Raw genomic sequence first — 13,633 nt, 5'->3', positions numbered from 1 at the left:
ATGGAAGCGGGCGTTGCATTTCTCCTCGTGGTGGGTTTGCCCCTGCTGGGCACACCGCTGATCTATTTGGTTGGCAGGCTGGTTGAGCGGAGAAAACCGGGCCTGAACCCGGCCCGGTGGGTTGCGTTGCTGGTACTGCTGGCGGCGTTCTATCCGCTTGCGATCGCCTTGCAAGTCATCCTGGATCAGGGCGGCCCGGTTTCGTTTTCGCTGGGTGTCATTCGGCTGCAACTGGATGGGGTGGGTGCACTCCTCGCCACGCTGGTGCTGGTGCTGAGTGTGCTGGTTACCTTGTTCTCCGGACCGTATCTCAACAGGGAAGAACATCAGGAAAAATTCTATGCCCTGCTGAGCGCAATGGTCGGCGGGATGATCGGCTTGGGGTGCGCCACAGACCTGTTCAACCTGTGGGTCTGGTTCGAGTTGATGGCAATTGCCTCATACCCGCTGGTTGCTTTCCACCGCCAGACGCCAGCAGCCCTGGAAGCAGGGGTCAAATATCTGGTGCAAAGCGCGGTCGGCTCGGCCCTTGTGTTGATTGGGATTGCGCTGGTCTTTGGACAGACCGGCACGCTCACCTTGAGCGCTATCCGCGCCAATGCCCCGCTGACGCCGGTCATGCTGGCAGCCGGGGCGTTGTTCCTGATTGGTTTTGGGGTCAAAGCAGCGTTGGTACCATTGCATACCTGGCTGCCGGATGCTCATTCGCAGGCGCCCAGCGGAATCAGTGCCATGCTTTCGGGGGTGGTAATCGAAGCGGGGTTAATTGCCCTGCTGCGGGCGCTGGGGGCATTATTTGCGGTCAGTCAGCTTTGGGGCGTTTTCCTGCTGGTCTTTGCCGCGTTGAATATGCTGCTGGGCAACCTGATGGCGTTACGCCAGACGCAGGTCAAACGCCTTTTGGCTTTTTCCAGTCTCAGCCACATGGGGTACATTGTTTTGGGGATTGGCTGTGCCTTTGCGTTTGGTGCGCCGAATGCGGCGGCGGGTGGTTTCTTTCATGTTATCACCCACGGCTTGATGAAGGGACTGGCGTTTCTTGCGGCCGGCGCTCTGCTCTATGCCGTGTACATTGCCAATGGCAAGCATCAGCCGTTGATGGTGGATGATTTGGACGGGGCAGCAACCCGTTATCCCCTGGCGGCGTTTACCTTGAGTGTTGCACTGCTCGGATTGGGCGGTATTCCCCCGCTGGCAGGTTTTATGTCCAAATGGCAGATCTTCGTAGGCGGTTTTGAAACCCGCCAGACCTGGGCAATTGTGCTGGTGATTTTCGCTGCCCTTAACAGCGTTCTCTCGCTTGGTTATTACGCCCCGCTGATCAACCGGATGTACCGTCATCAGCCATCCAGCCGGATTGAAAGCGGTCAGCCGGTTTCAGCGTGGATGAACGCGGCTTTACTCATACTGACTCTCGGCGTGGTTGTGTTGGGCTTCTGGCCTTCTCTGGTGAGCTGGCTGACCCAACCGGCTGCTCAAAGTCTGTTGGCCTTACTGGGCGGTTAAGGAGGTAAACCTTTATGGAAATTCTGCTCTCTCCTCCACTGGCATTCTTACTCTACATCCCGTTGGTACTGATCATTGAACGGTTTGGCAAAGTGCTGGCCGGCCCGGAGAATCCTTCTCCGGTTAAGGAAAGTGCTTATGGAAGCGGTGAAGCAGCTCCCTCCACCGCCGCAGCGCCGGGTTACCGTCCCTTTTTCCTGATTGCATTTTTCTTTGCCATTCTGCATTTGGGAATGCTGGTATTAGGCACGGGTGAGTTCAGTGCCAGCATCCTGCCCTTTTTACTGGGGTTGATTTTGGCGCTGGTTGCATTATTATTAGGATAGGTTGTATCGGATTTAAGATTTGAAAGAGGAGGTTGGAATGGGTCTTGAGGTGAGCACACCATGGCAGCAGGTGCTGGATAAAATCCGCACGTGGGCGCGGGTTAATTCCCCCTGGGCAATTCACTTCAATAGTGGTTCGTGCAATGGCTGTGATATTGAAATTCTGGCAACTCTAACGCCGCGTTATGACGTAGAACGGTTTGGGATTAAGTTGCAGGGTTCTCCCCGCCATGCGGATGTACTGATTTGTACCGGTCCGGTATCCTTACAAGCCAAAGATCGTCTGTTGCGGATTTACTGGCAGATGCCGGAGCCGAAATTTGTGATTGCGGTGGGGTCGTGCGGGCTTTCGGGGGGCGTTTTTCATGGCTGTTATAACATCGTTCATGGCATTGATGAAGTGCTACCGGTGGATGTGTTTGTGCCGGGCTGCCCGCCGCGCCCGGAGGGCATCATTTATGGGGTGGCCGTGCTGCTGGAAGCGCTGAAAAGCGGCAAGCGTCCGGAACGCACGATGACGGTCGAATTACCCGCCGGTTTTGAGATGCCACAGGCGGAGGTGCGCCAATGAGCACGCTGGAGGAAATTCTTCAAAAGGCAGAAAATCTGCTGCAACCGTATGCCCAAAGTTCCAGTCGCCCGGAGACGAATCGGCTGGATGTTTACCTTGCGCGGGAGAACCTGATCCCTGCAATCAAAGTGTTGGTGGAAGCCCGCTGGGGTTACCTTTCAACCATTACGGGGATTGACCGACCGGCCGCAGCCGTTGAAGAAGGGCAGTCACCGGAGGAAGGTGAGATTGAGGTGTTATATAGCTTCTGTTCCGGGGCGGCTATTGTCAATTTGCGGGTGAGGGTGCCCTATGCCGATGCAGTTTTACCGAGCATTTGCCCGCTGATTCCCTCGGCAACGCTGGGAGAGCGGGAGTTGATGGAAATGTTTGGGGTCAAGGTGGAAGGTACCCCGGATACCAGCCGGCTCATTTTGGCGGATAGCTGGCCGGAGGGTGTGTACCCGTTGCGTAAGTCGTTTGTGCCTGCTGCCAGATTTAGCGGTGGAGCCGAAGGAGGTTAAGATGACACTTGAAAAACACGGAGAAAATCGTTTTGTGGTGCCAATTGGCCCTCAGCACCCGGCGTTGAAGGAACCCGGTCACTTTGAATTTGTGGTGGACGGTGAAATTGTTACCGGTGCCAGCGTCCGCCTTGGCTACGTCCATCGCGGTATCGAAAAGGGTGCCGAAGACCGCACCTGGACGCAAAACCTGTATTTGATGGAACGCATCTGCGGAATCTGCTCCCACATTCATGCCACGGCTTTCGTTCAGGGGGTTGAAAAACTGGCCGGAGTCGAAGCTCCGCCGAGGGCGCGTGCCATCCGAGAAATTTTTGCCGAACTGGAGCGCATTCACAGTCACATGTTGTGGCTGGGGGTGGCCGCCCATGAAGGCGGTTTTGATGCACTGTTTATGTACTCCTGGCGTGACCGCGAAGTGGTCATGGACATGCTCGAAATGCTGAGCGGAAATCGTGTGCATTACTCGGCCAATCTGATTGGCGGGGTGAAGTACGATCTCACGCCTGACATGATGGACAAAATTCGCGAGGGGCTGAATTATCTGGAAGAACGGCTGGCTCATTATCTGGATGTGGTCAACAACGATGAAACCTTCATTGGCCGTACACGCGGAATTGGGACGATGACTCGCGAGCAAGCCCAGTTGTTGGGTGCAGTTGGGCCGACGGCACGGGCCTCTAATTTCGCTTATGATGTGCGCGTGGATGCCCCCTATGCCGCCTATGCTGAATTTCCGGTAGAGATGGTGGTTGCCCAGGAAGGCGACCTGCACGCCCGTTTTGTGGTGCGGATTTTGGAAACGATGGAGAGTATCCGGGTGCTGCGGCGGATTTTTGAAAATATGCCGGAAAGCGAACTGGTCACCCGCGTACCGCGCCGTATTCCCGCCGGCGAAACCATCAGCCGGGTTGAAGCCCCGCGCGGTGAGTTGTTTTACTTCATCGCCAGCGGTGGAGGTGAAAAGCCGGAGCGGGTCAAAGTTCGGACTCCCAGTCTGTGTAACTGGGGAACGGTCATCACCCTGGCTGTTGGTCACAAATTGGCGGACATGCCGATGATTCTGGCCGGAATTGACCCGTGTTTTTCCTGCAATGACCGGCTGGTGATGGTCAAGCGCAATCGGCAAGACCCGCAAGTGTGGACATGGGCAGATTTGAGAAACTATGGGATAGAGTATTACCGATGAATTTGACGATCCATCCTCTCATTGTACTGTTGTTCTTTCCGGGCGGTCTGTTCTTGCTGGCCAGTGGGCTGGTCTTTCAGTGGGCTGACCGCAAACTGGTCGCACGCTTTCAGAACCGGGTTGGCCCGCGCTTCCTTCAGCCGCTGGCGGATGTGTTGAAACTGCTGGCAAAGGAAGAGATCATCCCAGAGGGTGCTCACCGCGGCCTGTTCGTTGCCCTGCCGATCATCGCCCTGGCAGCCGCTTTAACCGCGGCGCTGTATGTACCGATGTTTGGCGTGCAACCTTTCTTCTCGTTTCAGGGCGACCTGATCGTCACGATTTACCTGCTCAGCGCCTTGACCATTTCGCTGGGGCTGGCAGGGGCTAATTCGGTGGATCGTTTTTCTTTGGTAGGCGCAACCCGCACGCTAACCCAGTTGTTCTCTTATGAGGCGCCTTTCCTGCTGGCAGTGATCGGCCCGGCGCTGGCGGCTCAATCCTGGCAGATCAGCAAAATTAACGCGTATGCCGGTGAAACGACCTGGTTTATCGTTGCCCAGCCCATCGGTTTTCTGGTTGCGCTGGTGGGTTTGATGGGTAAATTAGAACTTCCGCCTTTCGATGCTCCCGAAGCGGAAACCGAAATTGTTGCCGGCGCATTAACCGAGTACAGCGGCCGCGGGTTTGCCCTCTTCCGCCTCAGCAAGGATATTGAGCTGGTGATTGGTCTGACGCTGGTTGCTGCTTTTTATCTGGGTGGAATTGCCAACCCGTTGGACTTTGTATTAAAGACCGGCGGGCTGCTGCTGGTGATGGCGTTGCTTCAAACTGCTTTCGCCCGTCTGCGGATTGACCAGACGGTTGGTCTGTGGTGGCGGGTTGGGGCTTTAATGGGGCTGGTGCAAATTCTGGCAATTCTGGCCGGTATTTACATCCGTCAATGGTGGTTGTGAGGGTGAAACGATGAGCATTGGTTCGATGATTGAAGACCTGATTAAGTCGTTGTTTAAAAAGCCGGTAACCCGTCAGTATCCGTTTGAGCGGCAACCGGCCCCGGAACGCTTTCGCGGAAAGCTGCATTGGGATCCTGAAAAGTGTACCGGCTGTCAGTTGTGCGTTAAGGACTGCCCGGCAAACGCAATTGAGCTGATTGTCATTGACAAGGTCAATAAACGCTTTGTGATGCGCTATCATCAAGACCGCTGCATCTACTGCTCGCAGTGTGTGGTTTCTTGCCGGTTCAAATGCCTTGAATTGAGCGATGAAGAATGGGAGCAGGCGGTGACCAACAAAAAACCGCTGGAAGTCTATTATGGAAAAGACGAGGACATCCGCTTCCTCATGGAGCGCGCAGCTGCGCAGCCTGTTGAATCGCCTTGCGAGTGAGGTTGGTCATCCGCTGCGGATTGCAGTTATCGGTATTGGTAACCAGTTCAACGGAGATGATGCCGCTGGGGTGCTGGTCGTGCGCACCCTCCAGAAAAAATTAAACCAATCGGATCATCTCCTGCTGATTGAAGGCGGCACAGCCCCGGAGAATGTGACCGGAAGGCTGCGCCGCTTTCGTCCACAGGTGGTGGTGATGGTGGATAGCGCCGAGATGGGCCGGTCAGCCGGCAGCGTTATGCTGGTTGAGGTTGAAGCCCTGGACGGTTTAAGTGCTTCGACGCATACCCTGCCACCTTCGGTGCTGGCAGAATTTTTACAAAGAGAACTGGGCTGCCGGGTGGTGTTGTTGGGCATTCAACCTGAAACCCTGGAGTTTGACGCGCCCCTCAGCGTGCCGGTCAAAAAGGCTGTCATTCACATAAGCCGGGCGTTAAGCCGTATGTTTGGGGAGCCCTCGTGATACAATTTGGGACATGGAGAGAACAGTTCCCAGCACGGCTTCGGAAGAAATTGACCTGTACCTGCGTACCATTTACTCGTTACTGCGAACTTCAGCCGAGGTTCAAATCCGCTCGTTGGAAGAAGTTCATGCGGCGACCAACTCATCTCTGCACCCGGATGCGCGCAAAGTCACTCCGGACATTTCTGCGCTGATTTACAGCTCGCTGCGCCTGCCGGATTGCATGACCGAGGTGCGCTCGGTGGTTTTGGGGCAGAGCGCCAGTGTTTTTAACCAGCACGGTTACAGTCAGGTGGAAAACTGGCAGCCGGTTTCGGCGCGCGCTCGCCGCCGGCGTTGTTTTTTCAACGGGAAAGATACGCTGGCCTGCTACATTGCCAGCCGCTCGGATATTGATGACATTATTCCAACCCTGACGGCTTACCAGATTGAGTGGAATAAATTACACAACTTATTGCAAAGATGGCAGCGTCCGCTGAATGCCCGGACGCTGGCAAAGGACGAAGATGCCTTTCGGCAACTGGCTAATACGCTGGAAATGACGGTGGAAGACCTCGAACGGCTGCGGACGGTGTGGGGGCGGGAATTTTACGCAAATTTACAGCGGATTGCTCATAAACGCTGCCGGATTGGGGTGCGCCTGCTGAGCGGTTCGCTGGCGGACTACCGCCGGGCTACCCAGGCCTGGTGGGATAATATCCAACGATGCTGTCCCATCCTGACCGGCCGCCCGGTTTATTTCGTCTCCAGCAACACCCATTCCTTAATTAATCTGACGACCGGTTTTGCCCTGCAACATCGTGATGAATTGATGCGCTTTCTGGATCGCAAGGAAAACGAGGATCTCAAGCGCGAGTGGGAGAGCATTTGCAATGGGCAGGTGCCTTCCAGTCAGGAGAACTTCCTGTATTATGTTTTGAAGAAATATCAGCAGACCAGCGAAGGGCGAGCGTTACTTCATGCACAGGCGATGGATGAAGTCAATTTGGGGATTGTGCGCATACCGAGCGAGCATTATTTCGATGTGGAAGCTCAGGTAATTGAATTGCGCCGTTTAGACCCGGCTCGGATGGATCCACGCATTAAACACGGCGAACTTGCCTGGCTGGAACGCAGTGATGCTCTGATTTTGAACATTGATTATCCCCTTGGGGTGGCTGCCTATAATTTGCTGGTCAAAATTTCCGAACACGTTCATCCTATTTTGGGGGTGTATATCATGGGAAAGGCGGCTACCTTGAACGGCCGGCTTGGGGATGTGATGATTCCCAATGTAGTCCAGGATGAACATTCCGAAAATACCTTCCTGTTCCAGAATGCGTTCAATGCCTCGCATGTGGCACGGTATTTGTTGTACGGCACGGTTTTAGATAATCAAAAAGCAGTCAGCGTGTACGGTACCTTTTTACAAAATGCCCGTATCATGGACGTGATTTACCGCGAAGGTTATACCGATATTGAAATGGAAGCCGGCCCTTATCTTTCTGCGGTGTATGAGATGTTTCGTCCCAAGCGGCACCCGATCAATGAAGTGGTCAATCTTTATGAAGTTCCCTTTGATCTGGGCATTCTCCATTATGCTTCGGATACTCCCTTGAGCAAAGGTAAAAATTTGGGGGCGGGCACGCTTTCTTACTTTGGGATGGACTCGACCTATGCCACCAGTGTTGCCATTCTGAGGCGAATTTTCGAAAAGGAACAGAGCCGTTTAGCGAAGAAGTAGTCATTTTCGTATATACTTTAACTCATGGAAGTCAACCGCAGCGATGTGATTGATCTGTTGCGCGGGTCGCATCTGTTCATCAGCCTGAGTCCGGCCCAAATTGAGGAGATCGCCAACAGGGTTGAGGCTTTTTTGTATCAGGAAAAGCAGGTAATTTTTGAACAGGATGCCCCCGTGGAAAGTTTTTATTTCCTGTTCAGCGGTCGGGTTGAACTGGTGCGCCATTATAAAGATGAGGAAATTAAAGTCATTCTCAGCGAGCCGGATTATTTTGGAGAAGAGGCTCTGGCGGATACCCCGCCGCCGCGCCTTGCTACAGCCACTGCGCTGACGAATGTGATTGTGCTGCGCTTCAACGGCGAACTGATTGATGAATTGAAAAAAGAATACCCCAAAGTGGAGGCTGCCTTTCGGCTGGTGGCTGCCAGTTATCATCTCGCCATGCGGACGCGTATGCCCTGGCGGGGCCCGCGCGAGGTGGTTCACTACATCGGCAGGCATCATCCCATTTTTCTGGTGCTGCGCCTGATTTTGCCGGTTTTCTTGGCCTTGTTGACCACGATTGTTACTTCTTATCTGGATGTGGTGCTGTTTCGCGGCTCGGCGTTGGGGATGGGGTTACTATTGCTGGTAGTGCTGATCAATCTTGGCTGGTTGGTGTGGGTGGTGGTTGATTTTTACAATGATTATTCGATCGTCACCAACCGTCGGGTGGCTTATTTGCGAAAAATTTTATTAATCTACGACAGCCGGCAGGAAGTGCCGCTTGATGCCGTGCTGGCTGATGATGTGCGAACCACCCAACTGGGACGAATTATTGGCTATGGGGATATTATCGTCCGAACATATACCGGCGAGTTGATCCTTTCGCGGCTGGCTCAGCCCTACCTGATTGTCAATCTGATTAATGAAATGCGCGAGAGGGCCAAAGCCAGCCGCAAACGCGCCCGGCTAGAATCGATTGACCAGATTATCCGGCGGCGTTTGAACCTCGGCGCTGACGAACCACTCCCGCAGCCATCCTCGCAGGAAGTCAAACCGGTGGTCAAGAGCGGTAAGTTGACCCAGTTCCTATCCGATTTGTTCATGCTGCGGGTTGAGCAGGACGGTACCATCATTTACCGCACCCACTGGTTTATCTTGTTTAAGAAAACGATGCTTCCATTCCTTTTGTCACTTGTGGTTGTAGCGGCCATGATTTCCATTTTCGCTGGTATTCTCCCACTACCGCCGGTTTTGGCGCTGGTAATTGGGGTTTTGTTCCTGCCAATTACAGCGGGTTGGTTGGTATATAACTACTTCGATTGGCGGAACGACCGTTATATCATCACCCGCGATACGATCATTGATGTGTATAAAAAGCCGCTCGGCACCGAACAAAAACGTTCAGCTCCCCTGAAAAATATTTTGAGTATTGATTTTGAACGGCTGGGGTTGATCGGTTTGATCTTAAACTTTGGCACGGTCTACATTCGGGTGGGCGACTCGACCCTGACTTTCAACAATGTGATGGCGCCGTCCGAGGTGCAACGCGAATTGTTCCAACGTTTCATGGAATTCAAACAGCGTGAAGAAGAACGGGCAGAAGCCTCGATCAACGAACAACTGGCGGATTGGATCGAAGAGTATCACCGCATGGTGCAGGGGAAGAGCAACGGTAAAAATCCGACACGATTGGGCGAAAATTCGTAGTACAATTTACAGGCTGTACAATTCTTCCTTAAGAGCAGGGTAAAAGTTTATGGCAATTCGAGAAATTGTTACCGTTCCGGATGAGGTGCTGCGCCGAAAAGCCCGTAAGGTGACGGTGTTTGATGCAAATTTACAAAAATTGATTGACGACATGGTGGAAACCATGCGGCAGGCGCCGGGCGTTGGACTGGCGGCTCCACAGGTGGGCGTTTCCGAGCGGCTGATTGTGGTGGAATACGCTGAGAACGATGAGGAAGATGATGCCCCCAAAAAACTGTTCGTGGTGGCCAATCCCGAAATTGTCAAAGTTTCAACGGAGACGGAGAAAGGCATTGAAGGTTGTCTTTCCATCCCCGGGCTGGTTGGGGAGGTGGAGCGTCCGCTTCAGGTGGTGATTCGCGGCCAGAACCGGCGCGGACAGCCGCTGCGCATTAAAGCCAAAGGCTGGCTGGCACGGATTTTCCAGCATGAGATTGATCATCTCGAAGGCATCCTGTTCACCGACCGGGCGACGCGGGTTTGGAAGCCGACCCCGGAAGAAGAAGCCACTTTGCTGGATTAATCCACTGATCAGCCTTAGCGATTTGCCTTCATGCATCTGACCCACCTTTCCCTGACCAATTTCCGAGCCTTTAGCCGACTGGATGTAGAGGTTCCGCGTCAGATTCTCTTGCTGGTGGGGGATAATGCGCAGGGGAAAACCACCCTGCTGGAAGCGGTGTACTTTTTGGCGACGTTTACTTCTTTTCACGCCGCTCATGACCGGCAACTGATTAATTTCATGGCGGAAGAAGAGAGCCTGCCGTTTGCCCGGGTGGTGGCCGATTTTCAGCGCGGCGGCAAAATGCACCGTTTGGAGATTCGTCTGATTCAAGATGCAGTAGGCGCAAACGGTGCACGACTGCGCAAAGAAATTCTGATGGACGGTGTCAAACGTTCCATGCAGGAAGCCATGGGCAGCTTCAACGCCGTTCTGTTTCTGCCACAAATGACCCAGATTCTGGAAGGAGGCCCTGACGAACGCCGCCGTTACCTGAACCTGACCCTTTCGCAGATTGTGCCGGGTTACGCTCAGGCACTGACCGAATATGTGCAGGTGGTGACCCAACGCAATGCTTTGTTGAAGCAATTGGCCGAGCGTGGCGGGGACAGCGAGCAGTTGACCTACTGGGACACTCTTTTGGCGCAGCGGGGAGCATTTCTGATTCAGGAACGCATTCGCGCTTTGAGCGAACTGGAAAGACTGTCTGCACGCATCCATGACCGCCTGACGGAAGGCAGGGAGGTGCTTCGGTTGGTTTACCGTCCCGCTTATAACCCTGCGGTTGCCTTGCGGACTCAGTACAGCCTGCCCATCGAAACGACGGTTGATCGCAGTGGATTCACGGAGGAGCAGATCCGCGAAGGTTTCCTTGCTCGCTTGCGGGCGCTGAGGGCCGAAGAGATCCAGCGTGGAGTGACCACCATCGGGCCGCACCGCGATGAGGTGCGTTTTACTGCTAACGGGATTGATCTGGGGGATTTTGGCTCGCGCGGGCAGGTGCGCACGGCCCTCATGGCGTTAAAACTGGCCGAGGTCGCCTGGATGCGGGAAAAAATTGGGGAATGGCCGGTGCTGCTGCTGGATGAAACCCTGGCAGAGCTGGATCTTCAGCGGCGCGCCGACTTGCTGAACGCGCTGAGAGAGTGTGATCAGGCGTTGTTGACCACTACCGACTTGAATATGTTCCATGAGGCTTTCGTGCGTCAATGTACCGTCTGGCAGGTACAGGCCGGCTGTGTGCAGCGGGTTGATCAACCCGCCTGATTACTGAATTGGACGGCGAGCAGGTAAGCCAACCCGCCTTGGATAACCGGGCGGAGTAATAGCGACTTTATCCACCACGACCAAATAACGTTCTTCGGCAATGCCCGGTACCAGAACGGGAATGATTTGCTGGAGCTCACCTCCCAGTACGCGGATGGCTTTTTCCGCGGCAACCGCTTCGGTATGGGCACTTTCTCCTTTTTGTGCCAGCATTTTTCCGCCCAGCGCAACCAGCGGTAGTAGATATTCGGCTAAAACGGGCAGGGTGGCAACCGCCCGGGCAACTGCCCAGTCATACTGCTCGCGGTAGGCGCGATCCTGGCCGAGCGCTTCAGCACGGGCCTGGAGCAGGGTTACATCCTCCAGCTTGAGCGTTTGAACGATATGACGGCAAAATTCCAGCTTCTTGCCAACCGATTCAACCAGCGTAAGTTTCATGCGCGGGTAAATGATTTTGAGGGGAATACCCGGAAATCCGGCTCCGGTGCCGATGTCAATCAGACGTTCGGGGGGGCGTTCGCGAAAAGCAAGAATACAACTGAGCGAGTCAAGGAAATGTTTGGTGCGTATCCCCTCGCGATCGCGGATGGCGGTCAGATTCATGCGGCTGTTCCATTCCAGCAGTTCATCCTCATAACGCTGAAAGGCGGCAATTTGCCGGGCGGTCAGTTGGATCCCCACCAGTGTTTTCAGGTCTTTGACCCATTTTTCCATACCGCGCCAATTATACCGGATGGCGCGCGGCTTGGGTTAATTTCAGGGCGGCTGGTTCAGGCCGGTTGAGAGGTTGGTTTCCGCAGCGATAAGACAAATGCCGTCAGGGAGATGAAGAACAACGGCAGATGCAGCACGCCCATCCAGAAATTGGCAGGCACAAAAACAAAATGGGTCAGTAAATTAAAAAAGGCGATTAGCAGACCGATGAAGCCGCTCAGGCGCAGCAAAACCCGGTTAACCTGAGGGTAAGCAATCACCAGCATGCCGGTATAAAGGGGTAGCATCATGCAGCCGGTCAATCCCGCTTCATTGGTAAAAAGCAATGCTGGATCGAGATTCAGGCGCATAGTTTCGGTTTGAATCGGCATCCAGAAGGCAAGCAACATCAACGGCACAAGGATCAAAGCCCGGGTCGTCAAAGGACGGGTTGAAAAAATTAAGCGGGGATTCATTGCCTCCGCAAGCCATGCTGCGCCGATTGCGCCGAAGAGAATTACATTTCCGGTGATAATCACCAGTCCATACTGGGAGGTGAGGGCGCTGTTCTGAAAGAAGGCAATTCCGAACAGATTGAGCGCAGCATAGAGGGCAAACCAGCGCAGCGCCTTAATCGGCTCAAACAATAGCCAGACGGTCAAAGCCAGCGGGATGATTTTGAACAGAGGAAAGAGTGCTGGCAACGAGTAAATCAGCGGTGAAGCCAGTACCGCGCTGATGACTTCGGAGGTTTGGCGCGGGTCGTAGGGCTGTTGGGAATAAAGAGGAAAAAAACTGATCAAAATGACAATCAGCAGGAACCACCAACGGCTGGTCACTGCTTCCATGCGGTTTGTGGGGCGAAGTTTGGCCGTTTTCATACAAACAATCTCCAGAAGGGATGTTTCAATTTTAAGAAATGTGGGGTCGAATCTGTACCGACAAATGACACACCCCACGGATTACAAATTTCATTCAAATTAATTCAGGAGGTTGAAACCTGAAAAATCGAATTCCATCAGGTACAATTGGGGTATGCACCGTTTCTTTATCCCGCCGACAGCATTTGAGGGGAATCGGGTTCAATTTCCACCGGAGTGCGCCCGTCAGATGGCGCAAGTCTTGCGACTTACCCCCGGCTGCAGGGTGATGGCACTGGATGGTTCGGGTAACGAAGCGGTAGTCGAATTAACCGCTCTCTCGGTACGAGAAGCAAGCGGGGTTTTGTTGGGCTGGCAGAAAAACGAACGAGAACCTGCTTTACACCTGACGCTCGGTTTGGCTTTGACCCAGCGGGAAAAATTTGAGTGGACGCTCCAAAAAGTGACCGAAGTGGGGGTGAGCAGGATTGTGCCGCTGATCACCCGGCGCAGTCTGGTGCAGCATCCTGCATTGGCCCTGGAAAAGTATCCCCGCTGGCAACGAATTTTGCAGGAGGCGGCCGAACAAGCCGGACGGGGAATGATCCCGCGCCTGGATGAACCGCGATGGCTGCCGGATTTTCTTCCGTTCAGGCAAAACTTTGAGATTGGATTGATGGCGTGGGAGGGTGAAACCCAACGGATGATCGGCGCGGCGGCTGTTTTACCAGCGGATAGCGCTGCCCACGCCGGCTTGCTGATCGGGCCTGAAGGCGGCTGGGAAGCCGAGGAAGTTCAAGCAGCCGAACAGGCCGGCTGGCTGCCGGTGAGTTTAGGGAAACGCATCTTGCGCACCGAAACGGCTGCGATTGTCGGGGCTGCTTTACTGCTGGCCCTTTTTGAAGAACAGGATTATGCGAAAAGGAGATGAT

15 protein-coding genes are annotated in these 13,633 nt (G+C 54.1%); 13 read left to right on the top strand and 2 right to left on the bottom strand.

Annotation, left to right across the window (positions count from 1 at the left end; translation table 11 throughout):
* Genes AC812_RS11325 through recF form a run of 12 tightly spaced genes read left to right on the top strand, consistent with a single transcriptional unit; the run spans nt 1 to nt 11,148 of the window.
* Nucleotides 1–1,506, top strand: a complete 1,506-nt coding sequence (locus AC812_RS11325) for a complex I subunit 5 family protein (protein ID WP_061918531.1) — start codon at nt 1–3, stop codon at nt 1,504–1,506.
* A 14-nt stretch (nt 1,507–1,520) separates the two neighbouring features.
* Complete coding sequence (locus AC812_RS11320; protein ID WP_061918529.1) at nt 1,521–1,832, top strand: hypothetical protein; 312 nt, start codon at nt 1,521–1,523, stop codon at nt 1,830–1,832.
* A gap of 37 nt (nt 1,833–1,869) precedes the next feature.
* Nucleotides 1,870–2,403 (top strand): NADH-quinone oxidoreductase subunit B family protein, encoded by a 534-nt coding sequence (locus tag AC812_RS11315; RefSeq protein WP_114676120.1) that lies wholly within the window; start codon nt 1,870–1,872, stop codon nt 2,401–2,403.
* Nucleotides 2,400–2,906: an NADH-quinone oxidoreductase subunit C gene (locus AC812_RS11310; protein ID WP_061918527.1), complete on the top strand. Its 507-nt coding sequence runs from the start codon at nt 2,400–2,402 to the stop codon at nt 2,904–2,906. Before AC812_RS11315 ends, AC812_RS11310 begins: the two co-directional genes overlap by 4 nt.
* A gap of 1 nt (nt 2,907) precedes the next feature.
* The gene (locus AC812_RS11305; RefSeq protein ID WP_061918525.1) at nt 2,908–4,095 is read left to right on the top strand and encodes a hydrogenase large subunit; all 1,188 of its coding nucleotides are present in this window, start codon (nt 2,908–2,910) and stop codon (nt 4,093–4,095) included.
* Nucleotides 4,092–5,030 carry a complex I subunit 1/NuoH family protein gene (locus AC812_RS11300; protein ID WP_061918523.1) on the top strand — a complete coding sequence of 313 codons (939 nt, stop codon included), beginning with the start codon at nt 4,092–4,094 and terminating at the stop codon, nt 5,028–5,030. The genes AC812_RS11305 and AC812_RS11300 overlap by 4 nt, the downstream gene beginning before the upstream one ends.
* A gap of 10 nt (nt 5,031–5,040) precedes the next feature.
* Entirely contained in the window at nt 5,041–5,463 is a 423-nt protein-coding gene (locus AC812_RS11295) for a 4Fe-4S binding protein (protein WP_061918521.1), read from the top strand.
* Nucleotides 5,390–5,926 (top strand): hydrogenase maturation peptidase HycI, encoded by a 537-nt coding sequence (gene hycI / locus AC812_RS11290; RefSeq protein ID WP_082149172.1) that lies wholly within the window; start codon nt 5,390–5,392, stop codon nt 5,924–5,926. The genes AC812_RS11295 and hycI overlap by 74 nt, the downstream gene beginning before the upstream one ends.
* Before the next feature lie 13 nt (nt 5,927–5,939).
* Entirely contained in the window at nt 5,940–7,649 is a 1,710-nt protein-coding gene (locus AC812_RS11285) for a DUF6909 family protein (protein WP_061918517.1), read from the top strand.
* Between the two features lie 24 nt (nt 7,650–7,673).
* The gene (locus tag AC812_RS11280; protein WP_061918516.1) at nt 7,674–9,341 is read left to right on the top strand and encodes a cyclic nucleotide-binding domain-containing protein; all 1,668 of its coding nucleotides are present in this window, start codon (nt 7,674–7,676) and stop codon (nt 9,339–9,341) included.
* A 49-nt stretch (nt 9,342–9,390) separates the two neighbouring features.
* A complete protein-coding gene (gene def / locus AC812_RS11275) occupies nt 9,391–9,903 on the top strand; it encodes a peptide deformylase (protein ID WP_061918514.1) in 513 nt (170 codons plus the stop codon).
* 30 nt (nt 9,904–9,933) lie between these two features.
* Entirely contained in the window at nt 9,934–11,148 is a 1,215-nt protein-coding gene (gene recF / locus AC812_RS11270) for a DNA replication/repair protein RecF (protein WP_061918512.1), read from the top strand.
* On the opposite strand, the gene rsmG is transcribed toward recF, so the two are convergent.
* Both rsmG and AC812_RS11260 read right to left on the bottom strand, forming a co-directional pair.
* Nucleotides 11,149–11,862 (bottom strand): 16S rRNA (guanine(527)-N(7))-methyltransferase RsmG, encoded by a 714-nt coding sequence (gene rsmG / locus AC812_RS11265; RefSeq protein ID WP_061918510.1) that lies wholly within the window; start codon nt 11,860–11,862, stop codon nt 11,149–11,151.
* Nucleotides 11,863–11,918: 56 nt separating this feature from the next.
* Nucleotides 11,919–12,722, bottom strand: coding sequence for a hypothetical protein (locus tag AC812_RS11260; RefSeq protein WP_061918508.1), 804 nt, complete (start codon nt 12,720–12,722; stop codon nt 11,919–11,921).
* Between the two features lie 154 nt (nt 12,723–12,876).
* On the opposite strand from AC812_RS11260, the gene AC812_RS11255 reads away from it, so the two are divergent.
* A complete protein-coding gene (locus AC812_RS11255; protein WP_082149171.1) occupies nt 12,877–13,632 on the top strand; it encodes an RsmE family RNA methyltransferase in 756 nt (251 codons plus the stop codon).
* Nucleotide 13,633: the final 1 nt, after the last annotated feature.

The organism is Bellilinea caldifistulae (assembly GCF_001306055.1).
Taxonomy (GTDB): Bacteria; Chloroflexota; Anaerolineae; order Anaerolineales; family Anaerolineaceae; genus Bellilinea; species Bellilinea caldifistulae.
The sequence above is the reverse complement of the archived record's forward strand: the minus strand, read 5'-3'. Positions and strand labels throughout refer to the sequence as shown.

What these genes read in the sequence shown, in the direction of transcription:
- AC812_RS11325 (WP_061918531.1), top strand. Translation starts at nt 1, where the DNA reads ATGGAAGCGGGCGTTGCATTTCTCCTCGTGGTGGGTTTGCCCCTGCTG.
- AC812_RS11320 (WP_061918529.1), top strand. Translation starts at nt 1,521, where the DNA reads ATGGAAATTCTGCTCTCTCCTCCACTGGCATTCTTACTCTACATCCCG.
- AC812_RS11315 (WP_114676120.1), top strand. Translation starts at nt 1,870, where the DNA reads ATGGGTCTTGAGGTGAGCACACCATGGCAGCAGGTGCTGGATAAAATC.
- AC812_RS11310 (WP_061918527.1), top strand. Translation starts at nt 2,400, where the DNA reads ATGAGCACGCTGGAGGAAATTCTTCAAAAGGCAGAAAATCTGCTGCAA.
- AC812_RS11305 (WP_061918525.1), top strand. Translation starts at nt 2,908, where the DNA reads ATGACACTTGAAAAACACGGAGAAAATCGTTTTGTGGTGCCAATTGGC.
- AC812_RS11300 (WP_061918523.1), top strand. Translation starts at nt 4,092, where the DNA reads ATGAATTTGACGATCCATCCTCTCATTGTACTGTTGTTCTTTCCGGGC.
- AC812_RS11295 (WP_061918521.1), top strand. Translation starts at nt 5,041, where the DNA reads ATGAGCATTGGTTCGATGATTGAAGACCTGATTAAGTCGTTGTTTAAA.
- hycI (WP_082149172.1), top strand. Translation starts at nt 5,390, where the DNA reads ATGGAAAAGACGAGGACATCCGCTTCCTCATGGAGCGCGCAGCTGCGC.
- AC812_RS11285 (WP_061918517.1), top strand. Translation starts at nt 5,940, where the DNA reads ATGGAGAGAACAGTTCCCAGCACGGCTTCGGAAGAAATTGACCTGTAC.
- AC812_RS11280 (WP_061918516.1), top strand. Translation starts at nt 7,674, where the DNA reads ATGGAAGTCAACCGCAGCGATGTGATTGATCTGTTGCGCGGGTCGCAT.
- def (WP_061918514.1), top strand. Translation starts at nt 9,391, where the DNA reads ATGGCAATTCGAGAAATTGTTACCGTTCCGGATGAGGTGCTGCGCCGA.
- recF (WP_061918512.1), top strand. Translation starts at nt 9,934, where the DNA reads ATGCATCTGACCCACCTTTCCCTGACCAATTTCCGAGCCTTTAGCCGA.
- rsmG (WP_061918510.1), bottom strand. Translation starts at nt 11,862, where the DNA reads ATGGAAAAATGGGTCAAAGACCTGAAAACACTGGTGGGGATCCAACTG.
- AC812_RS11260 (WP_061918508.1), bottom strand. Translation starts at nt 12,722, where the DNA reads ATGAAAACGGCCAAACTTCGCCCCACAAACCGCATGGAAGCAGTGACC.
- AC812_RS11255 (WP_082149171.1), top strand. Translation starts at nt 12,877, where the DNA reads ATGCACCGTTTCTTTATCCCGCCGACAGCATTTGAGGGGAATCGGGTT.